This is a genomic window from Pseudorhodoplanes sp., assembly GCF_059499825.1.
Map to the genome: position 1 here is coordinate 82,797 of NZ_JCABZI010000010.1, position 19,463 is coordinate 102,259.

Genomic DNA, 19,463 nt, shown 5'->3' on the forward strand with positions numbered 1-19,463 from the left:
TTTTTCGCTCCGGATAGAGAATCGTCGTCAGCTCATGAACCAGCATGCCCGCGTCGAAGTGAAACCCATTCCCTTCATCGATGTGGCGGCGCAACGCCGCCGTCTGGGCAAGGCGATCGATGACGCGACCACCCGCGTTCTCAACCATTGCCAGTTTCTGATGGGGCCGGAGGTCGGCGCCTTTGAGGCCGAGCTCGCCGCGTTCTGTGGCGCCAAATACGCATTGTCATGCTCAAGCGGTACTGACGCTTTGGTCATGACCCTGATGGCGAAGGGGATCGGCCGCGGCGATGCCGTGCTCTGTCCGACCTTCACCTTCTGCGCGACAGCGGAAAGCGTTGCGCTGGTGGGCGCGACGCCGGTTTTGGTGGATGTGGATCCGGAGACGTTCAATATCGACGTCGCGAGCCTGAAATCGGGGATCGCGACCGCGAAGGCGGAGGGTCTGAAGCCCAAGGCCGTGATCCCGGTCGATCTGTTCGGACTGCCGGCCGATCACGATGCGATCGCCGAGATTGCCGCTGCCGATGACTTGTTCATTCTCGACGATGCCGCGCAAGGGTTTGGCGGCATCTATAAGGGCCGCGCTGTCGGCACCTTCGGCCACGCCACCGCGACCAGCTTTTTCCCGGCCAAGCCGCTCGGCTGCTACGGCGATGGCGGCGCCGTCCTGACCGATGACGAGGAACTGCTCGCGATCCTGAAAAGCGTCAGGGTTCATGGCGGCGGATCGGATAAATACGACAATGTGCGGCTCGGGCTGACAGCCCGTCTCGACACCATCCAGGCGGCGGTGCTGCTGGAAAAGCTGAAAATCTTCCGCGACGAGATCGAGACCCGCAATCGCGTCGCCGAGCGCTACAGCCGCGCGCTGAAGGATGTGGCGACCGTGCCGGTGGTGCCGGACGGCTATACTTCGGTCTGGGCGCAATACACGCTGCGGCTGGCGCCCGGTACCCGGGACGAACTCGCCCGCGCGCTGCAGGCCGAGGGCATTCCGACGGCGATCTATTACGCCAAGCCATTGCACCGGCAGACGGCTTATCGCGATTTCCCGGTTGCGGCGGCAGGGCTTGCGGTCAGCGAGCGGCTCGCCGACGAGGTCCTCAGCCTGCCAATGCATGCCTATCTCGACGAGCCGACGCAGGATCGCATCGTGGATGCGGTGAAGCGGGCGTTGCGCTAAGACACGGACCGCCTCTAGGCTCCGATCATTCCCGCGAAAGCGGAAATCCAGTGCTGGGTCCCCGCCTTCGCGGGGACGAACGGAAAGAATGGTTTTCCGGTCGTGATCGGACGCATTTTCACCGTCGGCGGTTTCACGCTGCTCTCGCGCATCACCGGCTTCGCGCGCGACATCATGCTTGCGGCGATTCTCGGCGCTGGACCGGTGGCCGACGCTTTCTTCGTCGCGCTGCGGCTGCCGAACCATTTCCGCGCCATCTTCGCCGAAGGCGCGTTCAACGCGGCATTCATTCCAGCCTACGCGCGCATCCGCACCCAGGACGGGCCGGACCCGGCCAAGCTGTTTGCCGACCGCGTCTTCACCATGATGGTGGTGGTCCAGCTGGTGCTGCTCGCAATCGCGCTCGTTTTCACATCCGATGTCATTTCGCTGCTCGCGCCCGGCTTCAGGGACGATCCCGGCCGCTTCGCGCTGGCGACCGAACTGACCCGCATCACCTTTCCCTATTTGTTGCTGGTCTCGCTGGTCACGCTGTACGGCGGCATTCTGAATTCGATCCATCACTTCGCGACGCCGGCCGCCGCGCCGATCCTGCTCAATCTGTCGATGATGGCGACGCTGGCGCTGGCCGCGTTTTTTCCGTCCGCTGGCCACGCTGCGGCCTGGGGCGTTTTCATCGCAGGCATTCTCGAATTGCTGCTGGTCGTGGGCGACGCTGGCCGCGCGCAGGTGCTCGCCTGGTTCACCTGGCCGCGGATCGATGAGAATGTCCGGAAATTCTTCCGCGCACTGGGACCGGCAACCGTCGGTTCGGCGGGCGTGCAGCTAGCGATGTTCGCCGATACGATCATCGCGAGCTTCCTCGCCGCCGGTGCGATCTCGGCGCTCTATTATGCCGACCGCATCAATCAGTTGCCGATCGGCGTCATCGGTATCGCGATCGGCACCGTCTTGCTTCCGGAAATGTCGCGCCGCCTCGCCGCCGGCGACGAACCGGGCGCGCGCAACGCGCAAAACCGTGCGGTTGAACTGACACTGCTGCTGACCATTCCCTGTCTGGTCGCCTTCCTGCTGATTCCCGACCTGATCATGCGCGCACTGTTCCTGCGTGGAAAATTCACCGCCGATGACGCGCTGGCAGCGGGTGCGACGCTCGCGGCTTATGCGATCGGTCTCATTCCCTATGTTCTGATCCGCAGCATGACCGCACCGTTTTTTGCCCGCGGCGACACTCTGACGCCGGTCAAGGCGTCGCTGATCGCGGTCGCAGTCAACATCCTGATCAAGATCGTACTGATGGGCCCGCTGGCACAGGTCGGTCTCGCCATCGCCACCGCAATCGGAGCCTGGGTCAATCTGGGGCTGGTCACCTGGTTTGCCTCGCGCGCGGGCATTGCCGCGATGGATGCGCGGCTTAAACGATCGATCCTGCTGCTGGTTGCAATCGGCTGCGTGTTTGGGATCACCCTCTTCCTGTCGCAGCGGATCGTAACGGCGCTCTATCGCGATCTGCCGGCGTTCCGCGATGAAGCGGCGCTGGCGACCCTCGCCGTGCTTGGCGGCGTTGTTTACGGTGCGCTCGTGCTGCTGTTGCTGGGGCGCCACTGGTTCGCGGCTTTTCGGGGCGAAAAGCGCGTCCCTGCTGTCAGCACAAAATCCGACTAAGCCCCTATAACCGATAGACAAATGCGGCGCGCGCCAGTAACAAACGGGCGCGGGGACAATGTTTGCAGTCTGACCTCAGCGTTCCTATGTGACGCTGGCGGTTGCAGTGCACAATGAGCCTCGAATGATTAGACGAAAGTATAGCCGCTTTGCAGGCTTGGCATTGGCTTTGACCGCAGTGGCTGGTCTTGCCGGATGCGGCCAGAATCCTCAGCAGCAGCAATCGGCGCCGCCGCCCCCTGCCGTTACAGTCGCCACGCCGATCGAGCGAACCATCACCGATTTTGATGAATATGTCGGCCGGTTTGTTGCGGTCGATTCGGTCGAAGTCCGGGCCCGCGTCTCCGGCTATCTGGACAAGATCGATTTCAAGGACGGCCAGATGGTGAAGGAGGGCGATCTGCTCTTCACCATCGACAAGCGCCCATTCCAGACGGCGCTGGATCAGGCGAAGGCGACGCTCGAAAAAGCGCGCGCCGAGCTCGCATTCGCGCAGGGCGACCTCGACCGTGCGGCCCAACTGGTCAAGGACAAGACCATCACCCAGCAGACGTTCGATCAGCGCACGCAGGTGAAGCGCGTCGCGGAAGCCAATGTTGCCGCTCAGGAAGCCGCGGTTCGCCAGGCCGAGCTCGATCTCCAGTTTACCGATCTGCGCGCGCCGGTCAGCGGTCGCATAGGCGATCGCCGCGTCTCGGTCGGCAATCTGGTCACCGGCGGCACGTCGGGCAATACGACGTTGCTCGCGACCATCGTATCGACCGACCCGATCCGTTTCGAATTCACCTTCGATGAAGGTTCGTATCTGCGTTACGAGCGCCTCGCCGCCAACGGCAATGTGAATGCAGCGCGAGACGGCATCGCAGTCCGCGGCGGCTCAACCGTGGTCCGGCTGAAGCTGATCGACGAGAAGGATTTTTCCAACGTCGGCCGCATGGACTTCATCGACAACGTGATCGAACGCTCGACCGGCACCATCCGCGGGCGGGCCGTGTTCTCCAATGCGGCGGGCATTCTGACCCCCGGCATGTTCGCGCGGATTCAGGTCCCCGGTTCCGCGCCCTATACCGCGCTGCTGATCCCGGACACCGCGATCGGCAGCGAGCAGGCGCGCAAATTCGTCTATGTGGTGAATGGCGATAATACAGTCGTGCAGAAGTACGTTGAGCTCGGGCAGTTGTCCGATGGCGACCGGGTGATCAAGAGCGGTCTCCAGCCGACCGATCGGGTGATTGTCGAGGGCCTGATGCGTGTCAGACCCGGCAGCAAGGTCAGTCCGCAGACTGCCCCTGCGCCGGCGCCCGCATCGGCGGGCGCCTCCGGAACGGCGCAGAAATAGGCCTCGATATGAAGATCTCGCACTTCTTCATCGACCGGCCGATTTTCGCGGCCGTTCTCTCAACCGTATTCATCATCCTGGGCGCCGTTGCCTTTGTGCGGCTTCCGATCGCGCAATACCCGGAAATTGCGCCGCCGGTGATCAACATCACCGGGCAATATCCCGGCGCCAGCGCAGAAGTGGTCGCCGATACAGTGGCCGCGCCGATCGAGCAGCAGGTCAACGGCGTCGAGGGGATGCTCTACATCTCCTCAAACTCGACCACAGACGGACGCTTCTCGATTGCGGTGACGTTCGAACTCGGCACCAATCTCGATATTGCACAGGTTCAGGTGCAGAATCGGGTTTCGACCGCGACTCCACGCCTGCCACAGGCGGTTCAGCAGATCGGTGTGACCGTCGCCAAGAGCTCGCCCGACATTCTGATGGTGGTGAACCTGTTTTCGCCCGATCAGACCCGCGATACGGTGTTTCTGACCAACTACGCGAACCTGCAGATCAAGGATGTGCTGACCCGTCTCGACGGCGTCGGATCGATCACGGTGTTCGGTGCCCGCGACTTTGCGATGCAGATCTGGCTCGATCCGAACCGGATGCAATCACTGAACCTGACCGCACAGGATGTCACGACCGCCTTGCAGGGGCAGAATATCCAGGTCGCTTCGGGTATTCTGAACCAGCCTCCGGTCGACAACCAGCTCGCGTTCCAGGTCGCGGTGCGGACGCTCGGCCGTCTGTCTGACCCCGCCGAATTCTCGAATATCGTCATCAAGCAGACGCCGACCGCAGTGGTGCGGGTCAAGGACATCGCGCGGGTCGAACTGACCGGTCAGGATTATTCGTCGTCGTCCTATCTCGGAAAAAGTCCGTCGGTCGCGATGGCGGTGTTCCAGCGGCCGGGCTCGAACGCGCTGGCGACCGGTAACCTGATCCGCGCAACCACTGCCGAACTCGCCAAGAGCTTTCCCCCGGGGATGCAATACACGATCATCTACGACCCGACGCAGTTCATCCAGCAGTCGGTCAATGCGGTGATCGAGACGATTTTCGAGGCGGTTATCCTCGTCATTCTCGTCATCCTGCTGTTCCTGCAGACCTGGCGGGCGGCAGTGATTCCCATCGTCGCGATTCCGATCTCGCTGATCGGCACCTTCTTCATGATGAGCGTGTTCGGATTCTCGCTCAATAATCTGTCGCTGTTCGGGCTGGTGCTCGCGATCGGTATCGTGGTCGATGACGCGATCGTCGTGGTCGAGAATGTCGAGCGCAATATCGAGAAGGGACTCTCGCCGCGCGATGCTGCGATCCAGTCCATGGACGAGGTCGGGGGAGCGCTGGTCGCGATCTCGCTGGTGCTGTGCTCTGTGTTCATTCCGGCGGCCTTCATCACCGGCATATCCGGGCAGTTCTTCCGGCAATTCGCGCTGACGATTGCGGGCGCAACCGCGATCTCTCTGGTCGTCTCGCTGACCCTGTCGCCTGCGATGTGTGCATTGCTTCTGAAGCCACATAGGTCGGAGCACCATCAGCCAAGATGGTGGGAAAAGCCGTTCGTCACTTTCTTCCGCTGGTTCAATTCCGGCTTCAACTGGCTGTCGGCAAAATACGGCATGCTCGCCGGGCGCACGGTGCGGATGGTCGGGCTGATGCTGGTCCTGTACGGGGTGATCATCGGCTTCGGTCTGAATGAATTCCGGAAGGCGCCACAGGGCTTCATCCCGCAGCAGGATCTCGGCTATCTCATCGTCGCCGCGCAATTGCCGCCGGGCGCTTCGCTCGAGCGGACCGACAAGGTGATGCGGCAGGCGACCGACATGGCGCTGGCCACGCCAGGCGTCCTCAACGCGATCAACATCGTCGGGTTTTCCGGCGCCACGTTTACAAATGCGCCGAATGCCGGTGCGATCTTCGTGATCCTCGATCCGTTCGACAAGCGCGCGAAGGATCCAGCCCAGTCGGCAGCGGGGATCCAGGGGGCGCTGTTCGGAAAATATGCCGCCATCCGGGAGGCGCTGCTGCTGGTCGTGCAGCCGCCACCGGTCCAGGGCATCGGCAATGCCGGCGGCTTTCGCATGATGGTGGAAGATCGGGCCGGGCGCGGGCCGCAGGCGCTGCAGCAGGCGGTCGGCGCCATGATGGGGCGCGCCGCGACCACGCCGGGTCTGATGCAGGTGTATTCGCTGTTCGAGGTATCGACGCCGCAACTCTATCTCGACATCGACCGCACCAAGGCCCAATTGCTCGGGATCAATATGCCCGACGTCTTCAACGCGCTGCAGGTCAATATCGGCTCGTTGTATATCAACGACTTCAATCTGTTCGGCCGGACCTTCCGCGTGCAGGCACAGGCCGAGGCGCCATTCCGTCTCGAGCCAAAGGACATCCTGAGTCTGCGTGTCCGCAATTCGAGCGGCGAGACGGTGCCGCTCGGATCGTTCACGACGATACGCGACATCACCGGTCCGTATCGCGTGCCGCGCTACAATCTCTATCCGGCCGCCGAACTCGACGGCTCGGCAGCGCCGGGCTATTCGCAGGGGCAGGCGATCCAGATCATGGAGAAGCTTGCCGCCGAGACCTTGCCGCAAGGGTTTGCCTACGAGTGGACGACACTCGCCTATCAGCAGATCAAGGCCGGCAATACGGCGATGTTCGCGTTTTTACTGGCGGTGGTGTTCGTGTTCCTGGTGCTCGCGGCGCAGTACGAAAGCCTGACGATGCCGCTCGCGGTGATCATGATCGTGCCGATGTGTCTGATCGCATCGATCTTCGGCGTGGTGTGGCGCGGCCAAGACAACAACATCCTGACCCAGGTCGGCTTCATCGTGCTGATCGGGCTCGCGGCGAAAAATGCGATTCTAATCGTCGAGTTTGCAAAGCAACTCGAGGATCAGGGGCGCGACCGCTGGCAGGCCGCGACCGAAGCCGCCGAGCTGCGTCTGCGTCCGATCCTGATGACCTCGCTGGCCTTCATCTTGGGCGTAGTGCCGCTGGCGATCGCAATCGGCGCCGGCGCCGAATTGCGGCGCGCGCTCGGTACCGCGGTGGTATCCGGCATGATCGGCGTGACGATCTTCGGCCTGCTGTTCACACCGGTCTTCTACGTCATGGTGCGCTGGATCGAGGACCGGTTCGCGCGCCGAAAGACCACGCCGCCCGCGGCGGAGCATCCGGCAGAACAACGGAACTGACCGAGACGATCAGTCGAGTCCGCGGCCTGACCGACTCTCGTCCGTTGGAATGAGGCGGCGCGCAGAGCGCGGACTCGAATTTTCAGATGGCGTAAATTCAGAGGGGCCACCAGGTCATCTGATCCATTGCGCTGGCCATCTGGTGCATGCGCGATGCCATCTTCACATCCCTGACGCGAAAATGGAGCTGAAACGCAGCGCGCCAGCGCCGCGGGCCCATGCAAGCCAGAAGCGGGATCACGGCTTCGTGATGCCAATCAGGCGTGGTTCGCAATAGCGGTGTCGTCACTTTTTAGGAATAACAATCTGCCGTCCGGGTTTGCCAGTTGCCTGCCTCAATCGTTCTCCTTCCTTCGAAACACACGGGGAGTCTCCCATGATCGTCCGTACCGCCGTCTGCGCTGCCCTTGCCGTTGCCCTCAGCGCAAGCGCCGTGATTGCTCAATCCAAGGCGATTGCCGAGCGAAAAGAAATTATGAAGGGCGTTGGCGCCGCAGCGAAGGAAGGCGCGGCCATGGCGCGGGGTTCCGCGCCCTATGACAACGCCAAGGCGGTCCAGGTCTTCGTGGTCTACGCGAACGCCGCGGAAAAGATGCCCGGCCTGTTCCCGGATGATTCCAAGACCGGCGGCGAGACCACGGCAGCCCCGAAAATCTGGGAAGACATGGCAGGCTTCAAGGCCGCAATGGCGAAATGGGGCAGCGACGCCAAGGCGGCGCAGACCTCGGTCAAGGATATCGACACCTTCAAGACCGCGTTCGGCGAAGCTGGCAAGCAGTGCGGTGCCTGCCACGAGGTCTACCGCATCAAGAAGTAACACAATCCGATTCGGCATAGGAGGGCGGCCGTCCTTGGGGATGGGCCGCCCTTCGGCTTTTCTGACAACGCCTGACCGCCTAACATCCCGCCCGGAAACAGGGAGCCTCGCATGGTGCGCAAGCTAGTCCTGCTGGCGATCGTCGCCGGCTTCATCGGTCTTGCGATCTTCTGGTTCGTGACCATTCCGGCGACCGTTCCGGCGAGCGCGCTCGGCGCCTACACGCCCAATCTGGAAAACGGCAAGGCGATGTTTTACGCGGGAGGCTGCGCATCCTGCCACGCGACAGAAGGCCAGGACGACAAGCTCAAGCTCGGCGGCGGCCATCCGCTTCATTCTCCGTTCGGGACGTTCTACGCACCAAACGTATCTCCCGATCCGAAAGCCGGTATCGGCTCATGGACCGAGCAGCAATTCGTCAATGCGATGCTGAAGGGCACAAGTCCGAACGGTTCGCACTATTTTCCGGCATTCCCCTACACCTCCTATCGCTTGATGCCAGTTTCTGATGTGCGGGATCTGTTCGCTTTCATGAAGACACTGCCGCCCGTATCGGACGCATCGAAGTCGCATGATGTCCCGTTTCCGTTCAGCTTGCGCCGCCCGCTCGGCGGCTGGAAGCTGTTGTTCTTCGATGACGCGCCATTCAAGCCGGACCCGACGAAATCGGCGGAGTGGAACCGTGGCGCCTACCTTGTGAATGGCCCGGGTCATTGCGTCGAGTGCCATTCCCCGCGCAATCTGCTGGGCGGCATTCTGTCGGCGCAGAAGTTTGCCGGCGGGCCCAATCCCGAGGGCAAGGGATGGGTCCCCAACATCACGCAGGCCGGTCTGAAGGAATGGGAGAAGGACGACATCGAGTACATGCTCGAGTCGGGTATGACGCCGTCAGGCGACTCGGTCGGCTCCAATATGACGCCGGTGATTCACAACACCTCGAAACTCTCCAAGGCCGACCGGGCGGCGATGGCGGTTTACCTGAAGTCGCTCCCGGCGGTGGAAGGGCCGAAGCGCCCCGGCAAATAAACCTGCTTTCGTCCCTGGTGGGTCAGGCGTGAGCCGCCCGCATTGGCGGCATGCGGTGCTTGGCCTTGCGCGCCCCGCGTGTATCGGCGACAGGGGGCGTGCCGATCTGGCCTGCCTGCTGCGCCTCGGGCGCCGATTTTCCGTTCCATGAATGTCTACAAGGCGATCCTGTTCACGCTGATCTCGTCGCTGATGTTCGCGGCGATGTCGGCGCTCGTCCGGTCTGTGGGCGAATCGGCGCCGGTTGGACAGGTGGTTTTTTTCCGTGCCGCGTTCGGGATGGTTCCGATCACGCTTTTCGTGCTGTTCCGCGGCGAACTCTCGCAAATGATCCGCACGCGCCGAGTCTTCGGCCATGCCGGACGCGGGGTGTTCAGCGTCGGCGGGATGTTCCTGAACTTCGCCTCGCTTGCGAGACTTCCGGTGGTCGATGCCACTGCTTTTTCATTTGCCTCGCCACTGGTCACGGTGGTGCTGTCCGCGATCTTCCTGAAAGAGCGCGTTCGCATCTACCGCTGGTCGGCCGTGGTCCTTGGATTCGTCGGCGTCCTGGTGATGCTGTGGCCGCACTTCGATCCGTCGCGCTATGTGGGAATGGCCACCACGGCCACGGCGATCGGCGCGATCTGCGGCCTGACCGGCGCCATCATCAATGCCGGCGCGGTGATCCAGACGCGCAGGCTTACCCATACCGAGACGACGTCGTCGATCGTGTTCTATTTCTCGCTATTCTGCGCACTCGCCGGACTTGCGACGTTGCCATTCGGCTGGATCATGCCGACACCGACGCAGCTTCTGGCGCTGATCGCGACCGGCCTGATCGGCGGCTTGTCGCATATCTTTCTGACGGAGAGCTACCGCCACGCGCCGCAATCGGTGGTCGCGCCATTCAACTATACGACCATGCTGTGGGCGCTGGTCTTCGGCTATGTGTTCCTGGGTGAGATTCCCGTACCGATCGTTCTAGTCGGCGCCAGCATCATCGCGATTGCCGGGCTGATCGTGGTGTTCCGGGAGCGCCAGCTCGGCAAGCGCGAGATCGACGCGCCGCCGCCGACGCCGTAAGCGTCAGAATGCCTTGAAGGTGATGATGGTCAGGGTGTCCTGAATACCCGGGATGACCTGAACCTTCTCGTTCACGAAATGGCCGATATCGACCGACGGGTCGACATAGAATTTCACCAGCAGGTCGTAATGGCCCGCGGTCGAATAGACCTCGGAGGCGATCTCGGCATCGGCGATCGCGTTCGCCACCTGGTATGACTTGCCCATGTGGCACTTGATCTGAACGAAGAAGGGAATCATCGCACGTCTCCGCAAGCCCCAGGGGCCATTTCAGGCCAATCCAGCAAAAAGCCGAATGCTTGGCAAGCGAGAGCATGCCTCCGAAGCCGAAACCGGTCTTCATGCAGATCGCAACGCATGCGGCTACACCGCGAGCCGCAGCGCCAGCACCATGATCGCGCTGGCGGCGATCCACGATCCGGCAATGCGAACGGATACGCTCCGGATGCGCTGGGGCAGGGCGCCAGACAGCCACGCGGATGCGGCGGCGAGTGCGATCGCCGCGGTCACAATGCCTGCCAGGGAGAGTGCGGTCGCCTGCACGGACAGTACCGGCGGAACGGAATCGAACATCAGCGCGCCGGCGATCGTGGCGGTGAGGCCGGCAACAACCGGAAGCGGCAGCAACAGGCCGGCCGCGAGAACCAGACCGATTGCGGCACTCAAGGCCAGAAGGAGCGTCTCGGCCCGGGTCGCGCTATAGGCCATTGCGATCAAGGCACAGGATACGCACGCGGCGATCAGGAATGCCGCGAGCAGCAGGGCTTGAGCCGACCTGGTGAATCGGCCGGCCATCAGCCCGAGCGCGATCAGCGTGAGCGTATGCGCCGGTACGAGAAGCGGATGCAGCAGCCCGCCCGGAAATCCACCGATGCCAGGAATGACGGTGTGGGCTTGCGCGGCCGCCGACGTGAGACACAGGAGCGCAGCGGCGAGCGCCGCTCGTGTCATATCAATCGGCCGAGAAACACGAGGCCGGCGATGGCGATAGCACTGCCTGCGGCACGCACCGCCACGCGCCCGGCGGGATGCTGGGTCAGCATTCCGAAGGCGATACCGGCAAGATGCAGCAAGCCGGTTGCGATCACGAAGCCCAGCGCATAGCCCAGCGCGTTGGCGCCGTCCGGCAATTCGGTGCCGTGGGCGTGGCCGTGGAAGATCGCGAAGGCCGCGACCAAGATCGCGGCGACCGCGATATGCGGTTTGGCCGCCAGCGCTACCATCAGCCCGAGCACCACGGCGGACACCGCAATCCCGATTTCGATCCCGGGCAGCGGGACGCCGAGAATGCCGAGCACACCGCCCAGCGCCATCACCAGCGGAAACACGACCGGCAAAACCCAGATCGCAGGCAGCCCGAGAAACGCACCCCACAGTCCGACCGCGAGCATGGCCGCGACATGGTCGGGCCCGAGCAGCGGATGCATGAAGCCGCCGGCAAAACCGCCGGCCAGGCCTTCGCCAGTATGCGCGAAGGCCGGCGTCGCGCATGCGATCGTGGCCAGCGCGATGGCGGCGATCCGCTTCACGTCAGGCGGCCTTGCGCGCGGCCGCGACTGCCGCACCACGGAGCAGGTCGATCAGCGCCAGCGGGTCAGAGGGTTCGCTGTCGCCGCGCCAGGCGATGTGCTGGTCGGGCCGGATCAGCGCGAGCTTGTGCTGATAGAGGTCCCCTGCACATTCGGCAGGGAGGTCGACCACGACCAGCGGCATGCCGCGATGCGCAGCCGCCTGCACAATGCCGTCGATTGACACCGCAGGATCGAAGCGCAGGATCGAATAATCCGGTCCGAGCAGATCGTAGAGCGACTGCCCGTTCGGCAGGAAGAAATGCGGCGCCCGGCAACCCGGCACCGTGGACGGCGTGAAGTCGTACATCGTGTAGGTCGGATGCTCGCCATCGTCATAGGCGATGACCGGCGATTGCGAGTAGAAATAGCCGAAATTCAGCCCGCCGCAGCAATATTGGTGAACGTTGAGATCGTAGGCTTCCTGGCCGACGCGTGCGCGCACGGCATCGCCTTCCGGTCCGGGCAACTCGACCTCGGGCGGAGTGCCTTTGCGCTGGCGCATGTTGTTGAGCGCCATTTCCATCGCGAATTTGGAGACCTGCTCGGTGATCGGCTGGCGCTCGCGTTCATAGGCGTCCAGCAACGACACTGGCGCCCAGCCATTGAGGACGGCGGCCAGCATCCAGGACAGGTCCATTGCATCGGCGATCCCGGCATTCATGCCGTAGCCGGCATAGGGCATCCACAAATGCGCGGCGTCGCCCGCGATAAAGGCGCGGCGGTCCCGGAAGCGGTCGGCGACCAGACGACGACCGGTCCAGTCTTCTTTCGATACGATTTCGTATTCGAAATCGTCCGGCACGCCGAGAATGGTGCGGATCGCCCAGTCGCGGTCGATCGAGTCGAAGTCCGGCTCCCCCTCATAGAGATGATTGTGGATCAGCCAGGTCTCCTTGCCGTCGATCGCGATCACCGTGCCGCAGCGGCGGGGATTGAGCGACAGATACATCCAGGCCCGCTTGCCCGGCATCATGCCGAGGAGCTGCGGGGCGCGGATGCAGGTCGATTGCACACGCTGGATCACCGGTGTTCCGGACAGCGTTGCGCCGATCGCGCGGCGCACGATCGACCGGCTGCCGTCGCAGCCGGCGAGATATTTCGCGTCGATGCGGAAGGTCTCGCCGCTGTCGAGGTCGCGCGCGGTCGCGGTGACGCCGTGATCGCCCTGCGTGAAATCCTCGACCACCGTCCGATTGAGGATGCGCACACCCGGCATGGCGGCGGCATGGGCGAACATCACCGGCTCGAGGAATTGCTGGTTGATGCGGTGCGGCGGTTCCGGCGTCGGCCACCAGGTGTCGGGACCGCCGGTCGCGGTGTAGCGCTCGTCGCGCGCCGGGATCGGAATGCGGGCCAGTTCGATGCCGGTCGAGGTGGTGCGATATGAGGCGTCGTTCGGGTAGTCGGAGGGCAGTCCGGTGTCGCGCACTTTCTGCGCCAGCCCGAGACGGCGGAAGGTCTCCATCGTGCGGGCGGAGACATGGTTGCATTTCACGCTCGGCGGCTCGCCCGGATAACGGGTTTCGGCCACAAGCACATCGATCCCCCGCCACGCGAGGTCCATGGCGAGGGTGAGGCCCACTGGGCCGCCGCCCACGATCAGAACGCTGGTCTTTTCCTGTCTCATGTCACGCTGTCGCAAGTTGAGGGCTGCACTTCTATCACGGAAGCGGATCGCATATCATTGCTGCACACGGGATGAAAGATAAGCTCGGGAGGAGCATAGAATGTCCTTTTTTTCGCGGGTTTCCGCTTTGGGCCTTGCGGCGCTGCTGTCGCTGACGGCCGTTGCCGCCGCCCAGAATTACCCCAATCGCCCGATCCGGCTGGTCGTGACATTTCCGCCCGGCGGCAGCACGGATCTGCTCGCGCGCGCCATGCAGCCGTATCTGGAAAAGGCGCTCGGTCAGCCGATCGTGGTGGAAAACCGGCCCGGCGCCGGCGGTGATATCGGTGTCGACGTGGTGGCGAAGGCTGCGCCCGACGGCCATACGATCGGAATCGGGGCGGCCGGCGCATTGTCGGTCAATGTGAGCCTCAAGGACAAGATGCCGTATGACGTCCAGAAGGACCTTGAGCCGGTCACGTTGCTGACCGCCATTCCCTTCGTGATGGTTTCCGGTCCGGGCTTCCCCGGCAAGACGCTTGCCGATGTGGTGAAGATCGCAAAGGAGGACCCGAAGAAACTGTCGATCGGGCACGGCGGCAACGGGACGGCGATGCATCTGTCGTCGGAATATTTCAACCACCTGACCGGCGTCAAGATTCCGCTCGTGCCCTACAAGGGATCGGGCCCGGCGACGCAGGACGTCGTCGCAGGTCACATCCCGCTCGCAATCGTGGACATTCCGTCCTCGCAGGCGATGATCAAGGACGGCAAGATCAAGGTGCTCGGCGTGACCAGCACCAAGCGCGATAACCACGTGCCCGATGCGCCGACCTTCATCGAAAGCGGGCTCCCCGGTTACGAATCGATTGGATGGTTCGGTCTCGTCGCCCCGGCGGGAACACCGCCGGACATCATCAAGAAGCTGAACGAGGTGTTCGTCGCCGCCATGAACGACCCGACCGTCAAAGAGCGTATCCATCAGGGTGGAGCCGAAGCACGGCCGACCACGCCGGCGGAGTTCGCGGCGTTCATCAAGAAAGAGACCGACAAGTGGGCCGAGATCATCAAGGCGGCGGGACTGAAGGAACCCAAGCAGAATTGACCTCATCAGCATGCATCATTCCGGATCGCACGAGGTGCGATCCGGAATCGGATCACTGGCTGCATGGCTGACGGGTTTGAATTCCGCGGGCTCGCATTCCGGAAAACGACCGCCGGGCGGCTTGCATCGCCGCGGAAGCCGGCCTAGATAATCAGCAATCTCATGGGGTGCCCGACGGATCGTCCGTCGCGCTGAGAGGCGGCTACGCCAACCCATTGAACCTGATCCGGGTCATGCCGGCGGAGGGAGTGAGATATGCGTGCCCCCGAGGGCGGCCCTGACAGTGTTGGCTCTGCCGGCGTCGAACACCTTGCCCACCATGCTGCCGACCTGATCGAACGCCTGCGCCTGCGCCAGCCGCGTGTGCATTGCATTACCAATGCGGTGGCGCAGAACTTCACGGCCAACCTGCTGCTCGCAGCGGGGGCGGTGCCATCCATGACCATCGCGCGCGCGGAAGTCGCTGCGTTTGCATCGCGTGCGGATGCGCTGCTTGTGAATCTTGGAACATTCGATGCGGAACGCAGAGCCGCGGCGGACCTGGCGATTGTCGAGATCCGGGCAGCGGCCAAGCCATTCGTGCTCGATCCGGTCTTGATCGATCGTTCGCCGCCACGTGCCGCCTATGCACGCGGGTTGCTGTCGCATCGCCCGTCGGCGATACGCATGAATGCTGCGGAGTTTGCCGCCCTGTCTGGCGACGGCGCGCCGCAGGCGTTTGCGAAGGAGCAGCAGACGATCGTTGCCATCACCGGAGAGACCGACCTTGTGACCGATGGCAGGCGGACGTTCCGGATCGCCAACGGCCATCCGCTGATGGCGAGGGTCACTGCGATGGGGTGCGCGGAATCGGCGGTGGTGGCGGCTGCTCTTGCAGTCCAGCCCGATCAGCTGATGGCGGTTGGCGGAGCGCTCCTGATGTTCGGGATCGCCGGAGATATCGCCGGCGAGACCGCGAACGGACCGGGTACCTTCGGCGTTCATATCCTTGACGCGCTGTTCAACCTCGATCCCGCGACAATTCTTGCGCGTGCAAAGGTTTCATCATGAGTGTCGATCTTCGTCTTTACGCACTGGTCGATCCCGACCGCAGCGGCGGACACGAACTGGGCGCGTTGTCGCGCATGCTGGTCGAGGGCGGCGCAACGCTTGTCCAGTTGCGTGACAAGACCGGTTCGACGAAGCGCATGATCGAAGAGGCGCGCGCGATCAAGTCCGCGCTTGCCGGCTCCTTCGTGCCGCTACTGATCAACGACCGGGTCGACGTCGCGCTGGCAGCGGGCGCCGATGGCGTGCATGTCGGCTGGGACGACATGCCGGTCGCCGATGCACGGCGTCTGCTCGGGCGCGAGGCCATTATCGGTCTCTCGATCAAGACCCGTGCGCAGATCGACGCGGCGCCACTCGAACTGCTCGACTATGTGTGTATCGGCGGCGTGTTCGAGACATCCTCCAAGGACAACAAGGAGCCGCCGGTGCGGCCAGAGGGCTTCGCGGCTCTCGCGGCGCAATTGCGTTCGCGTGCGCCGAACATGCCGGTCGGTGCCATTGCCGGGATCGATGACACCAATGCGGCCGATGTGATCGCGTCCGGGGCTGACGGGATCGCGGTGATCTCCGCCTTGTCGTTGGCACCCGACCCGGCAAAGGCCGCGGCACAGTTGCGCGGGATCGTCGATGAGGGGCTGCGCCTGCGGGGTGCCGCATGACAGCGATTGCAGTCACCATCGCAGGGTCCGATTCCGGCGGTGGTGCCGGCATTCAGGCTGACCTGAAGACGTTCTCCGCGCTTGGAGTCTACGGGGCGTCGGTGATTGCGGCATTGACCGCGCAGAACACCCGGGGCGTCACCGGCATTCACGATATTCCGCCGGCCTTCGTCACCGCGCAGATCGACGCCGTGTTTTCTGATCTTGCCGTCGACGCCGTCAAGATAGGGATGCTGTCGCATCCGGATGTGATCGCGGCGGTAGCCGACGGGCTGGATCAATACAAGCTGGATAAGATTGTCCTCGATCCGGTGATGGTCGCCGCTTCGGGTGACCGGCTGCTGTTGCCGGAAGCAGTCGACGTATTACGCAGGGTCTTGATCCCGAAGGCGATGGTGATCACGCCCAATCTTCCGGAGGCGGCGGCCTTGCTCGAGACGGCGATGGCGCGGACCGAAGGCGAAATGCAGGAGCAGGGCGAGAAGCTGCTCGCACTCGGTGCCAAAGCCGTGCTGATGAAGGGCGGTCATGGGTCCGGCGGCGAAAGCGTCGATCTGTTGATCGAACCGAACTCGGTCGCGCGCCTCGCTGCCGAGCGGATCGCTACGGACAACACCCACGGCACCGGCTGTACGCTGTCGTCCGCGATTGCTGCCGGGCTAGCGAAGGGACTGTCGTTGGCCGAAGCAGTGCGTGAAGCCAAGGCCTATGTCACCGCCGCGATCAAGGCATCGGATCAACTCAAGATCGGTCAGGGACACGGTCCGGTGCATCACTTCCACCAATGGTGGGGCGAAGGGAAGGACTGAATGAGCATTACGCGACGCAATCTGGTCGGGGCGGCAGCGCTCACGACGGTCGTGGCGGCGCCCAATGTGGCGCGCGCGCAAACCAGGCGCTGGCGCATGGTCACCTCGTGGCCGAAGCGGTTGCCCGGACCCGGCATGTCGGCCGAACGCGTGGCCGAGCGGATCAAGGCGCTGTCGGGCGGACGTCTGGAGATTTCGGTCTCGGCCGCAGGCGAGGTGGTGCCGGCTTTCGAAGTACTGGACGCAGTCGGTGGCGGTGTCGCCGAGATGGGGCACACGGCGTCCTTCTTCTGGCAGGGCAAGGAGCCGGCCGCGGTGTTCTACACCACCGTGCCGTTCGGGCTGACCCCGAACGAGCATGTCGCCTGGGTCGATGCCGGAGGCGGACAGGCATTGTGGGACGAACTCTACGCGCCGTTCGGCGTGAAGCCGTTCATGGCCGGCAATACCGGCGTCTGCATGGGCGGCTGGTTTCGCCGCGAGATCAAAAGCCGCGAGGATATTCGCGGCGTCAAGATCCGCTCGCTCGGTCTCGGCGGCGAGGTCTACCGCCGGCTGGGCGCGGTCGCGCAAACCACGCCGCCGGCGGAGATCCTGACCAGCCTGCAATCCGGCGTGCTCGACGCGGCGGAGTTCGTCGGCCCCGGCTCCGACATCGCACTCGGCCTCTATCGGGTGGCGCCGATGTATTACGCGCCGGGCTTCAACAAGCCGAACGGCACCGGCGAATGCGTCGTGTCGCAGAAAGCCTGGAACGCGCTCGAGCCTGACCTGAGGGCGATCGTTTCCCATGCCTGTGCGGCCGAGGCCGCGTTCGCGCTGTCGGAGATGGAGCGGCTGAACATTGAAGCGCTCAATGCGCTGGTGACGAAGCACAATGTGAAGCTGATGACGTTTCCCTCCGACCTTGTCGCGGCGGCGTCGAAGGAATCGGCCGATGTGCTGGCCGATCTTGCCAGCAGGAGTGCGACATCACGCAAGGTGCACGACTCCTATCTCGCCTTCCGCGAACGGGTCAGCGCCTGGTCCAATATTTCGCTGCGGGCGGTACTCGAGGCGCGCGGCTGATCCGCCGGCGTCTGAGTCTCGGGTTTCGGCGTCCGCGCCGGCCACATTTCGGAATAATTCGCAAACCTGCGCAGCGTCTTGTCGTGTCTGGTCGGCTCGATCACCGGAAGCAGCCAGCCCAGCAGGACGTTGAGCGCCGCCGATGTATGTCGCACGTATAGATCCAGCGGCACCAGCTTGAACCGCAGCTGAAGCTTGGGTTCGTAGCTCAGCCCGGTGCTGACCCAGCGCTTGTAGCCGTTGGCGATGCCCCATGAGGCGATGTCGCGGAAGGCGTAATAATACAGATGCAGCTTGTGAGCGACCGTGTAATCGAGGCCAAGATACTCATTGTAGATGGTGTCGCCGTGCACCATCGACACGCTGAATGCGATCGGCTTGCCCGACTGCCGCCACACAAAGAAGCGCGCCTTGTCGGGCATCGCGCGTCCGAGGTCGCACAGAAATGCTTTCGTCAGCTTCTCGAAATGCAGCGGCGATTTCTCGAAGACCTGCAGATAGAGCGGATAAACCTCGTCGATGATCGGCGTGACATCGCGCGTGACGCTCATCTCGATCGGGGCGGCCTTGTCGGCGGCGCGGAATTTGCGGCGTAGCTCCGACCGGATTTTCGAACTCACTCCGCGCCGCAGATAATCTTCGAAATCGGCATAGCGCAGGTCCAGCGCGGCCATGGGGAAGCTCGGGATCCGCGTGTAGCCGTGGTCCAGCAGGCCATCGAGATCGTCGCGATACTCGGCCGGAAATTCCTTCATCACGATCAGGCTGGCGCCGGCCTCGACCGCGTAGGCGCGCAACGCCTCGGCGAACCCCGCCGGCCCGCCGTTGGATCGGCTTGTGCCGATATCGAGATGCCCTTCGCCGGCCGAGCATCCCACCATCAGCGTGCGCAATCGCAGAAATTTCGGCCACCATGACCGCACCAACCGATCCGCGGCGCGCGATAGCGCCGGCACGCCGGCGAGCAGGTCCTGATCGAGCAGAAACAGCGGCTGGATCGCTTGAGCCCGGCCGGTCTCGTCACGGCATACGAGATAGCGGTAATCGAAATCCGGACACAATGTCCGGTCGATCAACTCGTAGAACCGGTGATCCTTGCGCTGATGCGCGAAGGCCCGCGTCCAGTACGGTTCGCGCGCCAGCGCGGATCGCGTGACGACCTGAAAGCTGCGATCCGGTGCCGTGGAGACGGAACCGGTCGGTGGAATAAGCTTCAATTTGGGCATGATTGTTCCGAAGAGGCCGCCCCCCTCGCACCAAGCCCAATGTCCCGCGTTGGTTCCGGTCCGTACAGGAACACCGGTCG

17 protein-coding genes and 1 riboswitch are annotated in these 19,463 nt (G+C 63.4%); of the genes, 12 read left to right on the forward strand and 5 right to left on the reverse strand.

Features of this window, described 5'->3' with window-relative positions; translation table 11 throughout:
- Positions 1 to 34 precede the first annotated feature (34 nt).
- From AC5I5I_RS14205 to AC5I5I_RS14235, 7 genes are all read left to right on the forward strand, one after another.
- A complete protein-coding gene (locus AC5I5I_RS14205; protein ID WP_495974076.1) occupies positions 35 to 1,186 on the forward strand; it encodes a DegT/DnrJ/EryC1/StrS family aminotransferase in 1,152 nt (383 codons plus the stop codon).
- Positions 1,187 to 1,288: 102 nt separating this feature from the next.
- Positions 1,289 to 2,851, forward strand: a complete 1,563-nt coding sequence (murJ, locus tag AC5I5I_RS14210) for a murein biosynthesis integral membrane protein MurJ (RefSeq protein WP_495974078.1) — start codon at positions 1,289 to 1,291, stop codon at positions 2,849 to 2,851.
- A 178-nt stretch (positions 2,852 to 3,029) separates the two neighbouring features.
- Positions 3,030 to 4,190 (forward strand): efflux RND transporter periplasmic adaptor subunit, encoded by a 1,161-nt coding sequence (locus AC5I5I_RS14215; protein WP_495974080.1) that lies wholly within the window; start codon positions 3,030 to 3,032, stop codon positions 4,188 to 4,190.
- Positions 4,191 to 4,198: 8 nt separating this feature from the next.
- Complete coding sequence (locus AC5I5I_RS14220) at positions 4,199 to 7,381, forward strand: efflux RND transporter permease subunit (protein ID WP_495974082.1); 3,183 nt, start codon at positions 4,199 to 4,201, stop codon at positions 7,379 to 7,381.
- A gap of 376 nt (positions 7,382 to 7,757) precedes the next feature.
- Positions 7,758 to 8,198, forward strand: a complete 441-nt coding sequence (locus AC5I5I_RS14225; RefSeq protein ID WP_495974084.1) for a c-type cytochrome — start codon at positions 7,758 to 7,760, stop codon at positions 8,196 to 8,198.
- Between the two features lie 111 nt (positions 8,199 to 8,309).
- Positions 8,310 to 9,224: a c-type cytochrome gene (locus AC5I5I_RS14230; protein WP_495974086.1), complete on the forward strand. Its 915-nt coding sequence runs from the start codon at positions 8,310 to 8,312 to the stop codon at positions 9,222 to 9,224.
- 147 nt (positions 9,225 to 9,371) lie between these two features.
- Positions 9,372 to 10,289: a DMT family transporter gene (locus AC5I5I_RS14235; protein WP_495974088.1), complete on the forward strand. Its 918-nt coding sequence runs from the start codon at positions 9,372 to 9,374 to the stop codon at positions 10,287 to 10,289.
- Between the two features lie 3 nt (positions 10,290 to 10,292).
- Here the strand turns inward: AC5I5I_RS14235 and AC5I5I_RS14240 are convergent, their stop codons facing one another.
- The 4 genes from AC5I5I_RS14240 to AC5I5I_RS14255 all read right to left on the reverse strand — a co-directional run bounded on the left by AC5I5I_RS14240 (position 10,293) and on the right by AC5I5I_RS14255 (position 13,487).
- Positions 10,293 to 10,529 (reverse strand): Lrp/AsnC ligand binding domain-containing protein, encoded by a 237-nt coding sequence (locus AC5I5I_RS14240; protein ID WP_495974090.1) that lies wholly within the window; start codon positions 10,527 to 10,529, stop codon positions 10,293 to 10,295.
- Positions 10,530 to 10,652: 123 nt separating this feature from the next.
- Entirely contained in the window at positions 10,653 to 11,240 is a 588-nt protein-coding gene (locus AC5I5I_RS14245; protein ID WP_495974092.1) for a HupE/UreJ family protein, read from the reverse strand.
- On the reverse strand, positions 11,237 to 11,818 hold the full coding sequence (locus AC5I5I_RS14250; protein ID WP_495974094.1) for a HupE/UreJ family protein: 582 nt from the start codon (positions 11,816 to 11,818) through the stop codon (positions 11,237 to 11,239). The genes AC5I5I_RS14245 and AC5I5I_RS14250 overlap by 4 nt, the downstream gene beginning before the upstream one ends.
- 1 nt (position 11,819) lies before the next feature.
- On the reverse strand, positions 11,820 to 13,487 hold the full coding sequence (locus tag AC5I5I_RS14255; RefSeq protein ID WP_495974096.1) for an FAD-dependent oxidoreductase: 1,668 nt from the start codon (positions 13,485 to 13,487) through the stop codon (positions 11,820 to 11,822).
- Positions 13,488 to 13,587: 100 nt separating this feature from the next.
- On the opposite strand from AC5I5I_RS14255, the gene AC5I5I_RS14260 reads away from it, so the two are divergent.
- From AC5I5I_RS14260 to AC5I5I_RS14280, 5 genes are all read left to right on the forward strand, one after another.
- On the forward strand, positions 13,588 to 14,571 hold the full coding sequence (locus AC5I5I_RS14260; protein WP_495974098.1) for a Bug family tripartite tricarboxylate transporter substrate binding protein: 984 nt from the start codon (positions 13,588 to 13,590) through the stop codon (positions 14,569 to 14,571).
- 153 nt (positions 14,572 to 14,724) lie between these two features.
- Positions 14,725 to 14,837, forward strand: a riboswitch (TPP riboswitch).
- Positions 14,827 to 15,621, forward strand: coding sequence for a hydroxyethylthiazole kinase (gene thiM, locus AC5I5I_RS14265; protein ID WP_495974100.1), 795 nt, complete (start codon positions 14,827 to 14,829; stop codon positions 15,619 to 15,621). (Overlaps the previous riboswitch by 11 nt.)
- On the forward strand, positions 15,618 to 16,280 hold the full coding sequence (gene thiE / locus AC5I5I_RS14270; protein WP_495974102.1) for a thiamine phosphate synthase: 663 nt from the start codon (positions 15,618 to 15,620) through the stop codon (positions 16,278 to 16,280). The genes thiM and thiE overlap by 4 nt, the downstream gene beginning before the upstream one ends.
- A complete protein-coding gene (gene thiD / locus AC5I5I_RS14275) occupies positions 16,277 to 17,089 on the forward strand; it encodes a bifunctional hydroxymethylpyrimidine kinase/phosphomethylpyrimidine kinase (protein ID WP_495974104.1) in 813 nt (270 codons plus the stop codon). The genes thiE and thiD overlap by 4 nt, the downstream gene beginning before the upstream one ends.
- Positions 17,090 to 18,157 (forward strand): TRAP transporter substrate-binding protein, encoded by a 1,068-nt coding sequence (locus tag AC5I5I_RS14280; protein ID WP_495974106.1) that lies wholly within the window; start codon positions 17,090 to 17,092, stop codon positions 18,155 to 18,157. It begins immediately after the preceding gene.
- On the opposite strand, the gene AC5I5I_RS14285 is transcribed toward AC5I5I_RS14280, so the two are convergent.
- Positions 18,082 to 19,383 carry a GNAT family N-acetyltransferase gene (locus AC5I5I_RS14285; protein ID WP_495974108.1) on the reverse strand — a complete coding sequence of 434 codons (1,302 nt, stop codon included), beginning with the start codon at positions 19,381 to 19,383 and terminating at the stop codon, positions 18,082 to 18,084. The two genes, AC5I5I_RS14280 and AC5I5I_RS14285, sit on opposite strands and share 76 nt — an antisense overlap.
- Between the last annotated feature and the right edge of the window lie 80 nt (positions 19,384 to 19,463).